This window comes from Paraburkholderia sp. Ac-20340 (assembly GCF_017104965.1).
Lineage (GTDB): Bacteria > Pseudomonadota > Gammaproteobacteria > Burkholderiales > Burkholderiaceae > Paraburkholderia.
Genome location: NZ_JAAGPR010000017.1, coordinates 91843 through 110909, shown reverse-complemented (window position 1 = coordinate 110909; position 19067 = coordinate 91843). Strand labels below are relative to the sequence as shown.

Below are 19067 nucleotides of genomic sequence, written 5' to 3'. Positions count from 1 at the left end.
CATGGCAAAGCGCGAAGCTGCGCAAGGTTAGCACAGCGATATGACGCAAGCGGCGTCGCGCGGCTCAGCCTTCATCGTCTTCTGCGCCATCATCGACCAGAAAGATCGAAACCTCCCGATGCAGATTGTTCGCCTGTTGCCGCAATCCCGCCGACGCCGCGCTCACATCGAACACATGCGCCACATCGCTCGCGAACATCGCATCGATGGCGGCCATCTCGCGTAGAAATTGCTCGAAGTCCTGCGAACGTAGCTCGCTTTCAGCCGCGACGTTTTCCACCACGCCGGCCACGGCTTCGATGCGCGCCAGCACGCTCGCCATCGAATCGCCCGCGCGCTGCGCGAGTCCCGCGCCCTCCTCAACATGCTGTTGCGATGCCTCGATCAGCAGCTTGATTTCCTTCGCGGCGGCCGCGCTGCGCTGCGCCAGTGCGCGCACTTCCCCGGCCACGACGGCAAAGCTGCGCCCTTTCTCGCCCGCCCGCGCCGCTTCTACGGCTGCATTGAGCGCGAGGATATTGGTCTGCACCGTGATCGCCTCGATGGTTTCGATCATCGCGCTCATATTGCCGGCCGCCTGGTTGATCTGCCCGATCTTGCCGACCAGATCGCTCACCGCGCGGCCGCTATCCTGCGCGATGCCCGCCGCTTCCTGCGCCATGCGATTGGCCTGCCTGGCGTGATCGGCGCTTTCGCGCACGCGCTGCTCGATCACGCCGATAGCGGCCGCGCTGTCCTTGAGCGTCGATGCCTGCGTCGAAATCTGCCCGGACAGTGCGCGATTGCGTTCGGCGATACTGTCCGACGCTTTCGCCATCGTGTCGATCGTGCCGACGATATCGCGCATCGTGCGATGCAGTGCAGCCAGCGTGCCCTGAAACAGCCGGCTGCCCGCGCCCTTGAGCGACGTGATGCAGTCGACGCGCAAATCGAAATGCCCGGCGTGACGCGACAGCACATCGCCGAGCATGGCCAGTTCGCGCCCGGCAATCGCGTCCTGTTTCATGCTGTGCGCGATATAGCTCAGCAGGACCGCCTGAACGACGACATAAGCTGCGTGTTCCAGCACCGTGACGAGCGACGGCGAGGTAAAGCAGAATACGCCGAATCCCCACAACTGGAGATAATTGAACGCCACATGATGAACGGCGATCACGGCGGCGGCGCAAAGAATCGCCCGCCAGTCGCGATACGCCAGCAGAAAAGACATAAAGACGAAGACGCCGAAATGCAGCTCCAGCACGCCATGCTCCTGATGGATATGGAGCGCGGCAAACGTCATCAGCGATGCGGCCATATAGAGGCGCGTGATCAGCCAGCCAGGCAGCACGAAGGCCAGGATCGTGCCGAGCGCCGCAGTCGGCAAGCCGATCACAAACACGGCCTGCCACGTGTCGTAGTGGCTCGCGAGTCCGCAGGCGGCGGCGAACAAGGCCCACAGCACGCCAACCATCATGCGGTCGACGCTCACATGGAGCGAGCGCAGAAGGTCTCTCTCACCCTGCGCTCGCGACGGTTCGGCAAAGGCTACACCGGGATGGTTCGACATGACATTCATGTTAGCTTCCACGGCCACCTCTCTCAGATATTATTAGTATTCCTGTTCGTATAGCCCCGCGCCGGCATTATAGCGACGAAAAAATTCAGTCGCGCCGCTTTGCAAAATAGACCCCTTTCATAGCTGATCCTGCACGCGCACCACGCGTGTGGCGTGAGTCAGCGGATCGCGCCACACCAGCGTCGTGCGGTCCACTTCGGCGCGATCGTGCTGCACGCCGCCGTGCACCAGAAAGTAGCTGGTGTTCACGTCGTAGAGCGACGAATCCAGTGTCACGCCTTCGACATCGGCGGCTGCCAGCGCCAGCGACACATCGCTCATATTGCGAAAGAACACCGTCTGACGACGCGCGACGAACGCCTGCGCTTTTGCCAGCGTCATTTCCGGCACGATGGCGCTCAACACTTCGGCGCTCGCGGTATTCATGTTCACCGGCGTGGCGTTCGGCAGCACCGTGATAAACGGGCGCAAGCGTGCGACGGCCGCTGGCGTGAAACCGGGAATGTCGAGCAAGGCGTCCGTGTCGGTCATCAGCAGCGATGCGACCTTGCTGTCCGCGTCGTCGTCATCGTCGAGGCCGGGGTTATCGGTGACATTGGCGCCGTCTTCCTGCGGCTGGCTCGATGTGGCCGATGTGCTGGATGCGCTCGTTGTTCCGGCGTTTTCGAAACGCGTGGCGGAATGCGACAGCCCGGCGCGCACATAGAGCGCCGTTTTGCTCGCCAGCTTGCCATCGAGACCCAACAGTTGCAGCAGCCGCTGGAATGCCTGCAATTGCGTCACGTTCACTTCCAGCACGCCGGGCGACGGATTCGCCACCAGACTGCGCAGATTGAAACGCGACTGGGCGTCTTCGACCGTACCGGTAAGCCAGGTCGATCCGGCCATCGCATCTTCGTCGCCGCCCGTTTCGCCGATGAAATGACTCAGGCGCGTGCGCGCAACCGGCGTGCTCCAGAGCCCGCCCAGATAGGTCACGGACGGCAAGGTGTCGGCTTCCGCGTGCAGCACGAGCCGCGTCAGGTCGAGCGCGCCGCGCGCCACCCATTGCGCCTGGCCGATCAGCCGCTGGTTTTCGATGCGCCTTACCTGCACCTGCTCGCGCCAGAGAATGCCCGAGACAAGAATCGCCGATAACGCCATCACCAGCAGCGCCGTAATGATCGCCGCGCCGCGTTCGCGCGGCTTGCAGCGTTGCTTACGACGCGGCGTGCGGGGAGATCCACTGCTGCGCATCCTCACTCCCCCACCAGAAACGCGCGATCGACGGGCCGCGTGAGCGACGCCGCGCGAATGCTCACGCGCAATCCGGTCACTGCGCGCGGCAGCGGCATCGCGGCCAGTTGCGGGATCGTCAGGTTGTTGTCGTTGGCCACGATCGCGCTGCGCACATCGGTCATCTGCGTCGTCCAGCCGGTTTTGGGCACGTACATGCGCACCTGGATCGCGTTCACGCCGTTCATCAGCGCAACCGAACTCCATGTGCTGTCTTCGCCCTTGCGCATCGTGTGGCGAAGCTGGCTGAAGTTGCCGATGGGCGGCGACGCATAGCGGATCACCAGACCATCGGCAACGTGATAACGCACGACTTCCAGCCGCGGCGCCTCGCCTGCCGCAGCGGGCCAGGTGCGCACGATCTGCAGGCCGGAGGCGTCGGCGGCAATCGCGCTGCCGCCGGTTTCATCGTCGGAGACGGCGAGCCGCGCGTCGATGCGCATCTGGTCGAACAGTTGCGCGAACACGCGCTCGTCGGCCATCGAACGCGTGATCGAATCGCGGCCCCGCGCAATGGCGTCGAGACCGCGCCACGCGAGCACCGCGACCACCGCGAGAATCGCCACCGCGACCAGCAATTCCAGCAGCGTAAAGCCGCCTGTGCGTGCACCCGCGCGTGCACCCACATGCCGGACGGCGCGCCGATTAGAGCGAACGGTTGATTTCATCGTCGAACATCGTCATGAGCTGCGCCAGCCGGCCCTTGTGTCCCGGCGCCGTGACCGAGATCTCCACGCGCCTGAACAGCGGGTTCGGCGTGGTGCTCACGTTTTCCGTGCACACGAGTGCGAAGTTGCCTTCGGAGCAGTCGAACTGCTTCACGCCGAGCGGCGGCCACGCGTGCGTGACGCGCAGATCGGTCAGCGCGTTATCCGCACTCCAGCCCGCCAGCAGGCGCAGGTGCAATTCCGCTTCACTGGATGCGAGGTTGCCCACCGCCCGCATCGATGCCGCCAGCGCGACGGCAATGATGGCGAGCGCCACGAGCACTTCGATCATGGTGAAGCCGCGCGCGCGGCGCTTATTGCTTGTAGCCGTCATTCAGCGTCTTCAGGAACGCGATGATGTCGTCGATATCCTGATCGGACATCGCCGGTTTATCGCCATATTTTCGGTCGAACGGTGCATCGGCGATATCGACATTGGCCGCGTATTTCGCCGGCAGATCGTTGTACTTTTGCGGCTTGCCGGAGGCATCGAGCGGATAGATCTTTTCCGGCGAGGTTTCGCGCAGGTTGTAGAAGTCCATCACGTGCTTGAGGTCGCGATACACGCCGTTGTGGAAGAAGGTCTTGCGTGTGGAGACGTTACGCAGGGTCGGCGTGAGGAACATGCCGCAGTATTGCGTCTGGCTCGCGAGATCCTGGCGGTACGGGCCGCACAGACCCATGTCGAAGAATTTCGGGTCCTTGTTCTGCGCCAGTTCCGGGTTGCGCGGCACGCCCAGCGCCTCGTATTGCGTGTCGGTAAAGAGCGGCGGCAGGCCGTCGCGGCCCGGCTGGCTCAAATGGCAGCCCGCGCAATTCGCCTTGTCCTGATTGTTGAAAAGACGCAGGCCGCGCAATTCCGCCGGGCTCAGACGCGCCTTGCCTTCGAGCCAGTTGTCGTACTTGCTGTTGAATTCGTGAAACGAGGCGTCTTCGATCTGATAGCGGCTGACGGCGGACATCGCTTCGTCGACCAGCATGACGGACCCCGACGACACGGCCGGGCCAAACAGTTTCTTGAGTTCGTCCAGATAGCCGGCGCGCTCGAGTTTGCGCGCGACTTCGGCTTCGCTCGTATTGGCCATTTCCACCGGATTGAACAGCGGACCCATGGCTTGCGCCTGCAAGGTATCGGCACGGCCGTCCCAGAACAGGCCGCCTTGCGGCACCATCGCGGGCGCAGCGGGTGCCACGCCCGCATTCTTCTGCGCGCGCGCCACGCCTTGCGCCTGTTGCGCGGTCGTGGTGAGGGCGACCGGCGCGACATCCATATCGGGCGCATCCGGTCCAATGCTGAAGTTGGCCTGGCGATACAGATACGTGAGCGAAGGCGGCGGCCGGTAGCCATGCTGCGTCAGATGCTCGCCGCCTGGCTGCACGGCCAGCGCGTTCGGCGGACCGTAAGCATGCTGCGGGCTATGGCAGGACGCACAGGACTGCTTGCCCGAAGCGGACAAGGATTGATCGTAGAAAATCTGCTTGCCGATCTGCGCCAGCAAACTCAAGGGCGCATTCTGCGGCTTCATCAAATGAACCGGATGCGGATTCACCCCAAACTCATCTTCGAGCATTTCGCCGACGGCTTGCGGCATGCGCTCGGGATGTTGAAAAGCATAGACGCCACACGCGGCCAGCAGGAGCAGCGCAGCAAGTGCGCCCCACAGCACGAAGCGATACCGCGGCCGCCCGGCGGCAGGCGTGCCGCCCGAATTGGTTGACGGCGCAACGACATTCAAACGAGAGTTCATGATGACGACAGCAGAAAATTAACCCAGTACACAACGACAAATCGAGCCAGCGCGAAACGCTGGCTCGTCGGCGAAACCACGGATCGGATTGTTCTTCGCCTGCCCATGCGGCGCAGGCGAAGAACCGCGCATCGCTAGTTGGTCACCGATATGGCCGGTGCCGATGACAGCTTGGTCCCGAGGCTCGAATCCAGATACAGCACGGAGTTATTGCCGCTGCCGCTGAAATTGAACATGTTCAGGATGCTGCCCGCCGAGGCATCGAAGGAACCGCTGCCGATACGCGTGCCGCCCAGCCAGTTGTCTTCGATAAAGCGCGTGATCGACGCCTGGGTGATGGCCGTGCTATCCACGTAATTGCTCTTCGCCCACGGCGAAATCACGATGAACGGCGTACGCGTACCCGGACCGCAACGACCGTTGACCGGCGAACCCGTCACGCCGACCGGCGCCGTGCCCGTGCCGCAGGTGCTCGTGCCGTTCAGGTAGTCGTTGGTCGCATACGAAGCGCTCGTCGGCGTGATGTACTGGTGGTCGTACCAGCCATCCGAATCGTCATAGGCAATGATGACGGCCGTGTTCTTCCAGTCGGGCTGCTCTTCCAGGAAGTTGACCACGTTGGTCACGAACGACTGCTCGTCGAGCGGGTCCGAATTGCCCGGGTGGGCATCCTGAACCGCCGGCGCCTTCAGGAAGCTCACGGACGGGAAATTGCCCGCCTTCACGGCCGTATAGAAGTCGTTGACGTCGTACTGGTGATGGACCGGCGTGGAGGTGCTGTCCTTCGGCTCCGTGTAGCCGATATAGGCGGTCGAAGTCGGGCGCGTGTGGGCCGGGTTCGACGTGGTCGTGTAGTACTGGAACCACGCGTGGTGCGGCACGTAGTCCACTACGCTCGAATTCAGCACCGACGAATACGTGCTGCGGCTGCAGCCCGTCGTGCCGTTGGCATTGGTCGTGGACAGGTTGAAGCCGCCCATGAAGCCGCCCCACGTAATGCCCGCCGAATTCAGCAGATCGCCGATATTCTTGTTCGACGAACTCATCGCCGCCGTGACCGTGGTGGTGCTGTCGTTGTTGATCGTGCACTGGTCGTTGGTCGGGTCGAGGTCGCCGATCAGCGAGAAGCCGTCTGCGCCGTCTGCGATCGCCTGGGTGCTCAGCGACGTGCCGCCCGAGATCGTCGTGCTGTTGGTGCTGGTGCCGGTCGTGAGCGTCACGCCGTTGGTCTGACCGGAGATCACTTCGAGCGCGCCCGGCGTGGACGGGCCGAACGTGCCCGTGTACGCGTTGTCGTTCATCGCGAAGTGCTGCGCGTAATTCCACATCGCCGTGACGGTGTTGCCGTCGAAGTAGCCCATCACCATGCCCTTCGTGTCGAACACGCCGGAGCCGGTGGTGGTGGCCTTACCCGTGTAGTAGGCGAATTCGTCCATCGCGCCATTGTCTTCAGCTTCCTGTTCGGGGCTGTAGTTATGGTTCTGCGACGCGGTGTTCGCCTGCGCACGGTCGATACGGAACGGCTGCAGATAAGCGGCCGTGATACCGGAAATGGTCAGGTTGGTGGCGTTATAGGAATTCGGGTTGTCCGTGAGCAGCGTGGTCGTCAGACCGTTGACGGTCGGCGTATCCGATGCTGCCGTAAATGCCGGTTCGCCGGACGGATTGTCCGCATTCGGATAAGTCCCGAAGTAATGATCGAACGATTCGTTTTCGCCATAAATCACCACGAGATGCTTGATCGGCGTGGTGGTGGTCAGTGCATCCTGTGCGCTGACGGTGCTAGTCGTGTTACTGCCGCAGGCGGCCAGCCAGTTTGCAGCGGCGGCCAGCGCGATGGCTGTCCAGACGGTACGACGCATCACAATCCCCTTCTATCGACGTTGATGTTTTTGTGTTTTTTCCTGCTTTTGCCATGACGTTGCTTTTCTCAGGCGACGGAATCATGCAATTGCAATGTGACGTCGTAACGTTGGCTACATTTCCGCTCCTTTCCTCCTTATTAACAAATCTTTCCGCGCTCTATTTAAATGCTACGCATGCCGAATTAATAATCTGAAACTCACACTTCGGCGTATTTGCGCAATACTGCGAGGCATTCTTTCTCCAGCGTATGCGCCACGGAAAAACATGGCCGCAACGCCCGCTTCGGCCGGCAGCCGAGGGAGTCAATCGTGAAATTCAAGGCTTTATTTGCACTCGTCGTGCTGGGATGCGCGTCGTCGCTCGCGCTGGCCCAGCAGTACGATGGCTTGCCCGATACGGCCTCGGGCAAGCCGCCGCGCCCGCCTTGCGGCGGCCCGCCGCCCGGTCCGCCGCCTGCTCATGCACAGCCGGGCGATACGCCGCCTCAATTCAATGGTTCGGCACCGCCGCATCATCCTGATGGCCCGCCGCCTGACGGTCCGCCGCCCGATTGTCATTAAGCAATCTGAAAGCGCGACGGCCAGCATTCGAGCGATGCTGGTCGTTCGAAATCGTCATTGCCGATTGAGATTTTCATTACCGTTCCTATCCCTGCTTTCCGCTACAGCCATGATTAATAACGATAAGAGACGCCTCAAGGAAAGAATTGATAATGAAGAATCCGGCGCACGTCATTCGCGCGCCTTCATTAAAAAATAGACTTCGACGCTTTAGCGAAACCAGCGGATTCTGTCGATCACTCCGGTCTACCCATTCAAGGTTCGAGCACGGCGCGTTGCGCTCCATAGACGCCGAACCGATCGTTTCGCTCTGCTATTGAATCCATTCATTCCGGCTTGCTACCCGCTTTCCGGCGAGCCATGTCGTCCCGCACAGTCAACGCAATAATGAACGAATTACAACGTGGAACGTCGGTTCCGGTTCCGCCCGCGCGTCTGACCCAGCGCCTGATCCCACGCTCGATCCCACGTCTGGTCAACAAGGCGACGCTGCTCGCGGTTGGCGCCTTGCTCGCCTCGACTGCGCAAGTGGCTGCGGCCTCCGTGGTGATGAACTTCGCACATGCGGATATCGGCACGGTGGCGCACGCGATTGGCGAAGCAACGGGAAAGACCATCATCGTCGACCCGCGCGTCAAAGGCCAGATCGACCTGATTTCAGCCGATCCCGTGCCCGAAGACGTTGCGCTCAAGACGCTGCAATCCGCCTTGCGCATGCGCGGCTTTTCGCTGCTGCAGGATCACGGCGTACTCAAGGTCGTGCCCGAAGCCGATGCAAAGAACCAGGGCGTGCCCACGTACGTAGGCAATCAGCCCGTCGCGCGCGGCGACCAGATCATCACGCAGGTCTTCCAGCTTCATCGCGAATCGGCCGCCACGTTGCAACCGGTGTTGCGGCAACTCATTTCGCCGAACAATACGGTCACGGCGAACGCCAGCAACAACACGCTGGTCGTCACCGACTACGCCGACAACGTACAGAGAATCGCGGCGGTCATTGCCGGCATGGAAGCGGCTTCGGCGCCGCATATCGCCGTTGTGCAACTCAATTTCGCCGACGCCACCGATATCGCGCAGCAGGCCGCCAAGGTGCTGGATCTGAGCGGCATCGGCAATAGCGACCCGACGCAAAAAGTGGTCGCCACCGCGGATACGCGCAGCAACGCCATCATTCTGCGTTCGAGCAGCGCGGCCCGGCTCGACGAAGCGCAGCAGTTGATCATCAAGCTCGACACGCCCACGCGCGCGCCCGGCAATATCCACATCGTCACCTTGCGCAACGCCGACGCAACCGAACTCGCCAAGACGCTGCGCAGCATTCTGGGCCAGTCGAGTGGCAGCGGCGATTCGCTCGCGAGCGCCGTGCTGGGCGCAAGTTCGCAAAGCTCGTCGGGCTTGCCCAACAGCAATGGTTCGCTGCCGCCGCTGCCCAGCGGCTCGGACAGTTCGACGAAAAGCTCGACGTCTGCCAGTTCCAGCAGTGCTTCGGGCAGCGGCTCGGGCCAATCGCATTCCGGCGACGATCAGGACGACAAGGGCTCGGGCGAAATCGTCGCGGACACCTCCACGAACTCATTGATCATCACCGCGCCGGAGCCTGTTTTCAGGAATCTCAGCACGGTGATCGCGCGCCTCGATCAGCGCAAGGTGCAGGTCTATATCGAAGGCCTGATCATGGAAGTCACCTCCGAGAAAGACGGCGAATTCGGCATCGAATGGATGACGACGACGGGCCTCGAATCGCTCGCCGAAAGCACGACGGACGTGGGCGTGGTGGCGGGCTTCGGCAATATTCTCGGCACCAAGGGCCTGTTTCGCGCGCTGCAGACGAATTCCGATGTGAACGTGCTGTCCACGCCCAGCCTCGTCACGCTCGACAATCACGAGGCGCGCATTCTGGTGGGCAGCAATGTGCCGATCGAATCGGGTTCCTATTCGACCAGTTCGTCGAGTTCTTCCGCCGCGAATGCATTCAATACTTATAGCCGCACGGACGTGGGCGTGATTCTGAATGTGAAGCCGCAGATCAACCAGGGCGGCACCATCACGATGCAGGTCTATTCGGAAGATTCGAGCGTCGAAAGCGATACCTCGACGCAATCGGGCGGCTTCACCATCGACAAGCGCTCGCTGCAGACCACCATTCTCGCGGATGACGGCCAGATCGTCGCGCTCGGCGGGCTGATCAGCGATAACTACACGAACGGCAATACGCGCACGCCGTGGATTTCGAAAATCCCCGTGATTGGCGCGCTATTCAGGCATGAAACCAAGAGCCGCGAAAAGAAGGATCTGCTGATTTTCCTGCGGCCCGTGATCGTGAAGGACGGTGCGATGCTGCAGGCGATTGCGTCCGATCGCTACGGTTATATGCAGGCGCGCTCGAACAGCTATCAGTCGGATAACTGGCTGATGAAGGACGATACGATTCCGAAATTGCCGTCCACCGACGGCAAATCCGGCGAACTGATCGACCTGACTCACGTGCGACAGGCAGCGAAACACGAAGCGACCGAAGGCGTAGCGCCAGCGCTTGCTCAGTGAGCGGGCTGCTAAGCGGCCTGCGCGATCAGCACCAAAGAAGCCGGCTTTGCGCTACGCGGATCGACCGGCTCGCGCACAGCGTCGATCCACGGCGCGGCATTGCGATGCCACGAATCGAGGATCGCGCGATCGCTGGGAGAGGTGTTCTGCATGGGCTTGCTCGCATCGCTTGTCGGCCGATGCGTATTATGCGCGCGGCGCGCGAAGTGCCAACGCCGCGCGCCTGGCCCTGCCTGAAATTACGAGCCGAAGAACGGCACGCAATAGTCCGGCGGCCCGACGCAGTCGCCAGGACCATTCGGTTGCGGATGCAGATTGGCGCAGCCGGACATGGCCGCCGTGGCCGCGACGCATAGCGCCGCGCGCACGATGTAAGTGACAATGCGTGATTTCATGGGATCGGAAACTCGGATATCTGGCCGCGATGCGAGAGTCCGTCACGCCGCGCGGCCAGGCCGGCATGACGTTGCGTTCGATGACGTATCGGCGATACGTCAGTGATGCGCGTAGACCGTGCTATTGAGCGTCTTGAGCTGGCCGTCCTGCTGCGCCTGCACGAGTTCGCGGTACACCTGGGCACGCGTGATGTGCGCGCTGCCGTCGTTGTTCCATTGCGTGTTTGCCGCTGCGGGCGCCGATGTCGATACCGTTGCCGAAGCCGCCTGGCCCATCGTCTGCGCATCGCCAGGCGTGCCTTGTGCATGCGCGAGCGTCGACATCGAAACCAGCAGGACGACAAGCGCGCCACTCAAACTCTTCTTCATTTCAAGCTCCTTTCCAGCCACGTGGCCGGCGCCGTTGATCAATTCATGCGGCAAGGATAGAGGCGTGAACCTGCGCGAATATCCGCAGGAAAATGAAGAAATGTTTAAGCGTGTGCTCATGCACACTGCGCGATTCGATAAACGCCGGATCGCAGCCGATACGCTCAAGTATCCTGAGCGTCGTTCATCGATTTGATTCGCGATCTACGGCTTTCGATTGGCTTTTCGCTGCGCCTCGCGCGAGGTTCCTTCGCTGCGGCATCGCCATAGAGCCCCTGCAAATAGCCGCAAAAAAACAACACCTTCGCGTTGAGCGCGCTTGCAGCGCCGTCCAGACGGTCGCTACGCCGCACTGCGTTTTCTGAAACTCAGTCTTTCAGCTTTTCGAATTCACCACGGTAGTGCGTTACGCATAATCGCCCCCTGAACACGGCTGGCGTGCCTCCGCCGCCGCGATTCGGTTTCATGAAGCGAATGCTCTCTCACGCAACTTTTTAATGAATATCCATCAATGAAAAAAACCGCACTCGCTCTCGCGGCCACACTGGCATCGATCGCCTCTGTCGCTCATGCACAAAGCAGCGTCACGCTCTACGGCGCACTCGACACCTCGGTGGCCTTCTTCGGCAACCAGGCCGGCAAGAACGGGTCGGGCAACACGTTCCAGATGATGTCGGGCAACGTCTCGCCGAACCTTTGGGGTTTGAAGGGCACCGAAGATCTGGGCAGCGGTCTGTCGGCGATCTTCAAGCTCGAAAGCGGTTTCAATATCGATAACGGCAAGCAGGGCCAGGGCAGCCGCATGTTCGGCCGTACCGCGATGGTGGGCCTGAACTCGACCACGGGCGGCACGGTCACGCTCGGTCGCCAGTACGATCCGCTGATCGACCTGCTGCAACCGATGACCGACGACGTCAACTTCGGCTCCGCATTCGCAACGCCTGGCGACATCGACAACTACGACAACAGCTACCGCACCAACAACTCGATCAAGTACACGAGCCCGAACTACGCAGGCCTGCAGATCAGCGCCATGTACGCGTTCGGCGGTCAGGCGGGCAGCACGGGCGCGGGTCAGACGTGGGCCGTGGCGGCGGCGTACAACCATGGTCCGTTCGGCTTCGGCGCGGGTTACTTCAAGGCCAACAGCAACAGCGGCACGACGTCGTCGTTCGACGGCCTGAGCCCGAACAGCACGGTCGATGTGGATTCCTCAGCAATTTCGGGCGGCTTTGTTTCGGCGAATTCGCTGCAGATCATCCGCGCCGTGGGTAACTACAACTACGGTCCGTTCGAGGTCGGCGTGAGCTACAGCAATGTCGATTACGCGAACTACCAGAGCGCGTATGGCGCGAACAGCGACACGAAGTTCAACACCGGACAGTTCTTCCTGAACTACCAGGTCACGCCGATGGCGCTGCTGGGCTTCGGCTACAACTACACCAAGGGCAGCGGCAATGGCGTGAACGCCAGCTACAACCAGGTCACGCTGGGCGGCGACTACTTCCTCTCGAAGCGCACCGACATCTACGTGCTCGCGGGCTACCAGAAGGCCTCGGGCCGCACGATCGACGCCGATTCGGGCGCGCTCGTGAACGCCACGGCATCGTTCGGCGACTTCGGCAACGACGCATCGACCAACAAGCAGGCGATGGCGATGATCGGCGTGCGCCACCACTTCTGATCGGACGAATACCTCGCCGGTCCGCATCGCGGCGCGCGCTGGACGGCGCGCCGCTCATGACGCGCAGGGTGCCCACAAGGCGCCTTGCGCGTTTTGCTTTGGGCCGCGCCCGCAAGGCGGGATGCCGCTGCCAGGACTCGGCGGCGTCACATTGATGCGCTATAATGCGCGGGTCTTAGGGGAGTAGTCTGCCTTGCGCGCAACGCGCGGGGCGCCGTCGTCAACATAATTGGCAGATTTGCCATGGCGCCGGCAGCCGTTCTTCGGCCTGACGAGACCTATGACGTCATCCTCCACACCCGGGCTGGGCGGGGGGATTGCGTCATTGGTCCTACCGTCCGGCCCGTGGAATATCACTACAATAATGTCCCTCGATTCCCGCATCCTCGCCACGGAGCGTTCGTCATGATCTGGACGTTCGCCCTGCTCATTGCCGCGGCCGGCATCATCTATCTGTCCTGCGAAACCTTCGTCAACGGTGTCGAATGGCTCGGCCAGAAGCTCAATATCACGCAGACCGCCACCGGTACGATTCTCGCCGCGTTCGGCACCGCCTTGCCTGAAAGCGTCGTCACGCTCGTGGCCGTGGCCTTCGGCGGCGATGCCGCGCACAAGGAAATCGGCATCGGCGCCGCGATTGGCGGCCCGCTGGCGCTGAGCACCGTGGCCTATGCCGTGGTGGGCGTGGCGCTGCTCGCGACCGCCGCGCGTGCGGGCCGCGCGCGCGCTGGCCTGGTAGACGCCGACACGCGCCGCCTGCGCCGCGATCAGCTCTGGTTTCTGGCGATTTTCGTCGCCAAGATCGGTCTGGGTCTGGTGCTGTTCCAGTTCAAGCCGCTGCTCGGCATCGCGTTTCTCGCGGCCTATGCGGTCTATTGCTGGAAGGAATTGAGCGACGACGGCGGCGAGCACGACGAGGAAGGCGGCGATCTCGAACCGCTCAAGCTGCGCCCGCGCGACGCCAATCCGGCGATGGTGTGGATTCTCGCGCAGACGCTGGGCGCGCTCGTGGTGATCTTTTTCGCCTCGCACCTGTTCGTGCAGCAGATCAGCGCCGTGGGACCGTGGCTCGGTCTGAGCCCGCAGTTGACCGCGCTGCTCTTTAGCCCGATCGCCACCGAACTGCCCGAAATCATGAACGCGATCATCTGGGTGCGTCAGGGCAAGGAGCGTCTGGCGCTGGCCAACATCAGCGGCGCGATGATGATCCAGGCGACCATTCCCACCGCCTTCGGCCTGTTCTTCACGCCGTGGCACCTGGCCTCGCCGTCGATTCTCGCCGCCGTGATGACGATGATCGCGATCCTGTTCCTGCAGTGGTCGTTCCGCGCGCCGCAGGTCAGGAGCCGCCAGCTCACGCACGTGGGCTGGCTCTATGCGGTGTTCGCGGCGCTGCTTTTCGTGATCCCGAAGTAACGCCGGTCAACCCGCCATCAGCTTTCAAGCATGCGCGAGACGGAACACCGACACCGCCTCGCGCATGCGCTGCGACTGCGCCTCGAGCGCGCCCGCCGCCGCAGCCGCTTCTTCCACCAGCGCCGCGTTCTGCTGCGTCACCTGATCCATCTGGCTCACCGCATGGCCGACCTGCTCGATGCCATCGCTTTGCTCGGTGGTGGCCGTGGTGATTTCGCCCATCAGCGTCGCCACATTGCGCACCGCGCCGACGATCTGCCCCATCGTGTCGCCCGCCTGCGAAACCAGCGCATTGCCGTTCTGCACATGCTCGATCGACAGGCCGATCAGATCCTTGATCTCGCGCGCCGCGCCCGCGCTACGCTGCGCCAGCGTGCGCACTTCGCCCGCCACCACGGCAAAACCACGACCTTCTTCGCCAGCACGCGCTGCTTCAACGGCCGCGTTGAGCGCGAGAATATTGGTCTGGAACGCGATGCTGTCGATGATGCCGGTGATTTCCGCGATCTTCTTCGAGCTTGCGCTGATATCGGCCATCGTGCGCACGGCCCGATTGACCACGTCGCCGCCCTGCTGCGCGAGATCGGCCGCGCCGCCCGCCAGCGAACTCGCTTCGCGCGCATGCTCGGCGTTCTGGCGCACCGTCGAAGTCAGTTGCTCCATGCTCGCAGCAGTTTCTTCGAGCGATGCCGATTGTTCCTCGGTACGGCTCGACAGATCCAGGTTGCCCGCCGCGATTTCGCGCGCGGCCGTGTGAATCGCTTCGCAGCTATCGCGCACGCCCGAAACCGTCTGCGTAAGGCCCGACTGCATGCGCTGCATCGCCGCGAACAGCAGGCCGATTTCGCTACGGCTCGCGGGCGGCACGCGCACGGTCAGATCGTTCGAGGCGATGCGGTCGAGCACGTCGGCGGCCTGCGCGAGCGGCGCTGAAACCACGCGGCGCAGCGCGAAATGCGAGGCCACGATCAGCACCAGCGCGATGCCCACGCCCAGCACCACCATGCCGACAATCCACTGATACTGCGTATTGCCGCTCGCAAGCGCCGCTTCGGAAAGCTGGTTGGCAAGCTGCTGGAATTTCTCGACGCTCGCCGAATAGCCCTGGCCCGACGTGGTGATCGCGCTGTCGTTGAGCGTCGCGTAAGCCGAGGTATCGCCGTTCGCGAGCGCGTCGCGCGCGTGTTCGAGACTGGCCGCCAGCTGCGCCGCCGAGTCGACCAGTTGCGCCTTGAGCGCCGTGTCCATGCCGTCGAACGGCGCGGCCTTCTGGAACGCCTGCGTCTCGCTCGCCGAAAGATCGAGCGTGCGCTGCGCGCTCTTGAGCGCGGAATCGCGCGTGGCCGTGTCGTTGCGCTCCTTGAGCGCGGTGTACGCACGCATCAGCGCCGAGCGCGTGCGCGCGGTGTCCTTGTAAGCATCGTTGACGAGAATCGTCTGGCGCGCCATTTCGCGCAACGACTGGGTATTGGTATTGGCGCTATGAAGTGCAATGACGCCGACCAGGCCGCCGAGCAGAATCATCGTCGAGAAAACCACGAGGAGCGCCAGCAGGCTGGCTCGAACCGTAATATTGCGCATGCTGCCGGGACCGGCGAACGCCGGATAGTCGTTGCGATGATTGCGATAACGGCAATAATCGCGCCGGGCTTGAGGGCCGGATGTGCAGTTCTGATGCGCCGCTCATCGCCTTCGTCAGATTGCCTCTTTCAGGTCCGGCTCCCGCGCCCGCGACGCCGCATAGGCCCAGCAATCGAGCGTCACCCGCAAGCCGGGCCGTTCCTGCGCCAGCGCCAGGCCGAAACCGTGCATCCGCATCACCGCCTGCACCAGCGACAACCCCAGCCCCGACCCCGGCGCCTCGCGCGTGCGCTCGCTGCGATAAAAGCGCTGGAACACCGCCAGGCGCTCCGCTTCCGCAATGCCGGGACCGTTGTCGCTCACGTGCACGCTCGGCCCTTGCGGCCCCATCTCCACCTGCAAACCGACGCGCCCGCCCGGCGGCGTGAACTTGATGGCATTGTCGAGCAGGTTCGCGAGCGCTTCGAACAGCAGCGCGTAGTCGGCGCGCACGATGGGCACGCGCTCCAGTTGCAGCGCGAGATCGATCTGCTTTTCCGCGGCGAGCGGCTGGTAAAGATCGGCGACTTCGGCGCACAGCACGTCGAGCGCGACATCGCCGAAACCCGCGCGCCGCCGCATCGCCTCGATCTCCGAAATCCGCAGCATCGCGGAGAAGCGCCGCAGCACATCGTTCACGCCATGCGCGGCCTGATCGACGAGTTGCGCGTGCTCGCCTTCGAGCCGCTCCAGCGGCACGCGCGCCAGATGCGCGCGCACCCGCACGAGCGGCGTGCGCAGATCGTGCGCGATGCCGTCGCAGGCGCCCTTGACCTCGTGCATCAGGCGCGAGACTTCGTCGAGCATGTGATTGACGATCTGCGAAAGCCAGCTGATTTCATCGCGACCGCCCTCGGGCAGACGCGCGTCGAGGTCGCCCGCCGCGATCTGCTGCGCCACATGGCGCACCGCCTTCACGCGGCGCAATTGCGCCGTGGACACCAGCACGCCCACGCCCAGACCGCCCAGCATCACCAGCACCGCGCTGCCGGCAAGTCCGCCCAGCATGGTCTCGCGCAGCCGCGCCATTTCGCCGACGTCGCGCGACACCACCAGCAGATTGCCGTCCGGCAGGCGCGTGACGCGCGTGCGCAGATACTGCGGATGCAGCGTCGCGCCGATCAAAAGCGGCCGGTCCCAGACCCCCACGTCGTTCTGCGCAAGATGATGCGGCATGCGGCCGATATCGCCCGCCAGCCAGCGTTTATCGGGTGAAAACAGGCCGTAGAAGTTCACCGGGCGCTGGATCTGGCTGCGGATATGCGCCTCCAGCGCGGCCGGCACCTGCGAAGGCGCGAGCGCCGAAAAATACGCGAACTGCCAGTTGATGTTGTAGTCGGCCTCGCGCGCGGTATAGGAGGCGGATTGCCAGTAATTCAGATAGACGAGCGCGGACATCGACGCCGAGAACACCAGCGCATAGATCATGAGCAGCCGGAATGTCGTGCTGCGCCAGAGACTCATTTTCATCGTATTTCCCCGCGTTCGCGCCCAGTATCGCAAACCACTTATATCCCAACATGAAAATTTATTTAGTTTCGTGAAACAACACGTCCATCCAGAAAATGGCGCTAAATAAAGTTTAATTCTCCAGCAATGACGCTGTCGTGGCGCGTCGTCAAAATCCTCTTTGCGGATCGACGAATGATCGTCGTGAAGCAAAAATAAATCCGCTCCATATCGCCTTGATTGCTCATCGAACAGGAATACGTCCATGAAACGCACTTTCGCCCTTTGCCTCTTTTCGCTAGCCGCCGCATTGCCGGCATTCACGTCGCTATCGGCGCACGCAGCCGCAGAAGTCGCCGGACGCCACGGCGTCGCGCCCATTCAGGTGAAAGCCCAGCTTTATCGGGCATGGCTTAACGGCACCACCGCCGCCGACGAAAAAGACTCGTATCCTTCCGCGCCTTCCGATCGCGCTGAAGTTTCGGCATCGCGCTGCAGTTATGTCATGAGCCATCCCGGTGCATCGGAATTTCCGGCGATCACGCGCTCGGTTTGCACACAATAACCCGTCAATTTAAAGAACTTTGATTATCGGCGTGCTGATTTGTCGCAGCCTTTTCGTGTCGTTTCAAAATCGATATATCCGGTAAGATATTTCGAAATTGCGAGCGGCAGCGGTCGTCGCATTGTCCTTTTATGCACGGCTTTTGCCGAATCCAGAGAGAAGTGTCGCGCGCTGCGTCGTTTCTCGCATCGCAATGCCGATATCGAAGCTTCCATCTTTCGTTCAATTCGCTTTTCAATCAGCCAGGCCGCGCGGCCGTTCGCGTGCGGTGATTGCATTGTGGGTCGCGCTTGCGGGCGTGCCGCTGGTTGCATGGCTGGGGCTGTGCGCCGGGCGCTTGCCGCTCGCGCCCGCGCAGGTCGCGCTGACGCTGCTGGCCGCCCTTCATCTGCACGCCGCGCCAGCCGATAGCGCGCATGGCGCGTTGCTGCACGCCGTCGTCATGCAAGCGCGTCTGCCGCGTCTGGTGGCCGCCGCGTTGATCGGCGCGGCGCTCTGCACGTCGGGCGCCACGTATCAGGCGGTGTTTCGCAATCCGCTGGTTTCGCCGGGGCTGCTGGGCGTGCTGGGCGGCGCCGCATTTGGTGCGGCGCTTGCGATCGTCGCGGGCAGCGGCAGCACGCACGCGGCCTTGATCGAGGCGGGCGCATTCGCGGGCGGCATCGTCGCGATGATGGTGGGCGTGGGCGCGGCGGCGTTGATCGGCGGCATTGCGCAGGCGCGCGGCGAACGCGGCAGTGTGCTCACGCTGCTGCTCGGCGGGCTGGTGAGCAATGCGCTCTTTTCCGCGCTGGTTTCGCTGCTCAAATACGTGGCGGACCCGCTCAACCAGTTGCCTGCGATCGTCTACTGGCTGCTCGGCTCGCTCGCCCAGGTGGGCTGGCACGATCTCGCGTGGGCGGGCGCGCCGCTCGCGATCGGCACCGTGCTGCTGTGCGCGGCCGCGCCGCTGATCGACGCGCTCACGCTCAGCGACGACGAAGCGCGCAGCCTGGGCGTACCCGTGAGCGCCATCCGCCTCGGCGTCATGGCGCTCGCCACCTTCGTGTGCGCGCTGACGGTGGCGCTGGCCGGCATGATCGGCTGGATTGGCTTGCTGGTGCCCAATCTCGTGCGCCCTCTCGTGGGCGCATCGAATCGATTCGTCTTGCCGATGAGCGCGCTCGTGGGCGCCATCGCGCTGATGCTCGCCGATACCTGCGCGCGCAGCGTGGCGAGCGCCGAAATTCCGCTGGGCATCATCACCGAACTGGGCGGCGCGGTGGCCTTCGTGGCCGTGCTGCGCACGCTGCGTCGCGATGGAAACTGAGC

Annotated in this window: 18 protein-coding genes and 1 riboswitch; of the genes, 7 read left to right on the top strand and 11 right to left on the bottom strand. The window is 62.8% G+C overall.

Going from position 1 to position 19067, the window contains the following annotated elements:
- Positions 1-64: 64 nt before the first annotated feature.
- From G3N59_RS21025 to G3N59_RS21000, 6 genes are all read right to left on the bottom strand, one after another.
- Entirely contained in the window at positions 65-1558 is a 1494-nt protein-coding gene (locus G3N59_RS21025; RefSeq protein ID WP_241023679.1) for a methyl-accepting chemotaxis protein, read from the bottom strand.
- Between the two features lie 117 nt (positions 1559-1675).
- Positions 1676-2794 carry a type II secretion system minor pseudopilin GspK gene (gene gspK, locus G3N59_RS21020; protein ID WP_205984554.1) on the bottom strand — a complete coding sequence of 373 codons (1119 nt, stop codon included), beginning with the start codon at positions 2792-2794 and terminating at the stop codon, positions 1676-1678.
- Positions 2795-2796: 2 nt separating this feature from the next.
- Positions 2797-3501 (bottom strand): prepilin-type N-terminal cleavage/methylation domain-containing protein, encoded by a 705-nt coding sequence (locus G3N59_RS21015; protein WP_205984553.1) that lies wholly within the window; start codon positions 3499-3501, stop codon positions 2797-2799.
- Entirely contained in the window at positions 3479-3874 is a 396-nt protein-coding gene (gspI, locus tag G3N59_RS21010; RefSeq protein WP_205984552.1) for a type II secretion system minor pseudopilin GspI, read from the bottom strand. Before gspI ends, G3N59_RS21015 begins: the two co-directional genes overlap by 23 nt.
- On the bottom strand, positions 3855-5288 hold the full coding sequence (locus G3N59_RS21005) for a cytochrome c peroxidase (RefSeq protein ID WP_205984551.1): 1434 nt from the start codon (positions 5286-5288) through the stop codon (positions 3855-3857). The genes gspI and G3N59_RS21005 overlap by 20 nt, the downstream gene beginning before the upstream one ends.
- 134 nt (positions 5289-5422) lie before the next feature.
- On the bottom strand, positions 5423-7150 hold the full coding sequence (locus G3N59_RS21000; RefSeq protein WP_205984550.1) for an alkaline phosphatase family protein: 1728 nt from the start codon (positions 7148-7150) through the stop codon (positions 5423-5425).
- A gap of 312 nt (positions 7151-7462) precedes the next feature.
- On the opposite strand from G3N59_RS21000, the gene G3N59_RS20995 reads away from it, so the two are divergent.
- Together G3N59_RS20995 and G3N59_RS20990 are read left to right on the top strand one after the other, a co-directional pair.
- Positions 7463-7714, top strand: coding sequence for a hypothetical protein (locus G3N59_RS20995; protein WP_205984549.1), 252 nt, complete (start codon positions 7463-7465; stop codon positions 7712-7714).
- A gap of 387 nt (positions 7715-8101) precedes the next feature.
- The gene (locus G3N59_RS20990; protein WP_205984548.1) at positions 8102-10258 is read left to right on the top strand and encodes a secretin N-terminal domain-containing protein; all 2157 of its coding nucleotides are present in this window, start codon (positions 8102-8104) and stop codon (positions 10256-10258) included.
- Between the two features lie 8 nt (positions 10259-10266).
- Here G3N59_RS20990 and G3N59_RS20985 read toward each other — a convergent pair whose 3' ends face one another.
- The 3 genes from G3N59_RS20985 to G3N59_RS20975 form a co-directional block, all read right to left on the bottom strand.
- Positions 10267-10410, bottom strand: coding sequence for a hypothetical protein (locus tag G3N59_RS20985; RefSeq protein ID WP_205984547.1), 144 nt, complete (start codon positions 10408-10410; stop codon positions 10267-10269).
- Positions 10411-10497: 87 nt separating this feature from the next.
- The gene (locus tag G3N59_RS20980) at positions 10498-10653 is read right to left on the bottom strand and encodes a hypothetical protein (RefSeq protein ID WP_205984546.1); all 156 of its coding nucleotides are present in this window, start codon (positions 10651-10653) and stop codon (positions 10498-10500) included.
- A 99-nt stretch (positions 10654-10752) separates the two neighbouring features.
- Positions 10753-11022 carry a DUF4148 domain-containing protein gene (locus G3N59_RS20975; RefSeq protein WP_205984545.1) on the bottom strand — a complete coding sequence of 90 codons (270 nt, stop codon included), beginning with the start codon at positions 11020-11022 and terminating at the stop codon, positions 10753-10755.
- A gap of 64 nt (positions 11023-11086) precedes the next feature.
- Here G3N59_RS20975 and G3N59_RS37340 point away from each other — a divergent pair, with 64 nt between their 5' ends.
- The 3 genes from G3N59_RS37340 to G3N59_RS20965 all read left to right on the top strand — a co-directional run bounded on the left by G3N59_RS37340 (position 11087) and on the right by G3N59_RS20965 (position 14122).
- Complete coding sequence (locus G3N59_RS37340) at positions 11087-11218, top strand: hypothetical protein (RefSeq protein ID WP_277397926.1); 132 nt, start codon at positions 11087-11089, stop codon at positions 11216-11218.
- Positions 11219-11533: 315 nt separating this feature from the next.
- Positions 11534-12706, top strand: a complete 1173-nt coding sequence (locus tag G3N59_RS20970; protein WP_205984544.1) for a porin — start codon at positions 11534-11536, stop codon at positions 12704-12706.
- 163 nt (positions 12707-12869) lie between these two features.
- A riboswitch (yybP-ykoY riboswitch) is annotated at positions 12870-13053 on the top strand.
- Between the two features lie 58 nt (positions 13054-13111).
- Positions 13112-14122: a sodium:calcium antiporter gene (locus G3N59_RS20965; RefSeq protein WP_205984543.1), complete on the top strand. Its 1011-nt coding sequence runs from the start codon at positions 13112-13114 to the stop codon at positions 14120-14122.
- Between the two features lie 24 nt (positions 14123-14146).
- Here G3N59_RS20965 and G3N59_RS20960 read toward each other — a convergent pair whose 3' ends face one another.
- Both G3N59_RS20960 and G3N59_RS20955 read right to left on the bottom strand, forming a co-directional pair.
- The gene (locus tag G3N59_RS20960; protein WP_205984542.1) at positions 14147-15703 is read right to left on the bottom strand and encodes a methyl-accepting chemotaxis protein; all 1557 of its coding nucleotides are present in this window, start codon (positions 15701-15703) and stop codon (positions 14147-14149) included.
- A 114-nt stretch (positions 15704-15817) separates the two neighbouring features.
- Positions 15818-17212, bottom strand: a complete 1395-nt coding sequence (locus G3N59_RS20955) for a HAMP domain-containing sensor histidine kinase (RefSeq protein WP_205984541.1) — start codon at positions 17210-17212, stop codon at positions 15818-15820.
- 244 nt (positions 17213-17456) lie between these two features.
- Here G3N59_RS20955 and G3N59_RS20950 point away from each other — a divergent pair, with 244 nt between their 5' ends.
- Both G3N59_RS20950 and G3N59_RS20945 read left to right on the top strand, forming a co-directional pair.
- Positions 17457-17756 carry a hypothetical protein gene (locus tag G3N59_RS20950; protein ID WP_205984540.1) on the top strand — a complete coding sequence of 100 codons (300 nt, stop codon included), beginning with the start codon at positions 17457-17459 and terminating at the stop codon, positions 17754-17756.
- A gap of 277 nt (positions 17757-18033) precedes the next feature.
- A complete protein-coding gene (locus G3N59_RS20945) occupies positions 18034-19065 on the top strand; it encodes an iron ABC transporter permease (RefSeq protein ID WP_205984539.1) in 1032 nt (343 codons plus the stop codon).
- Positions 19066-19067 lie beyond the last annotated feature (2 nt).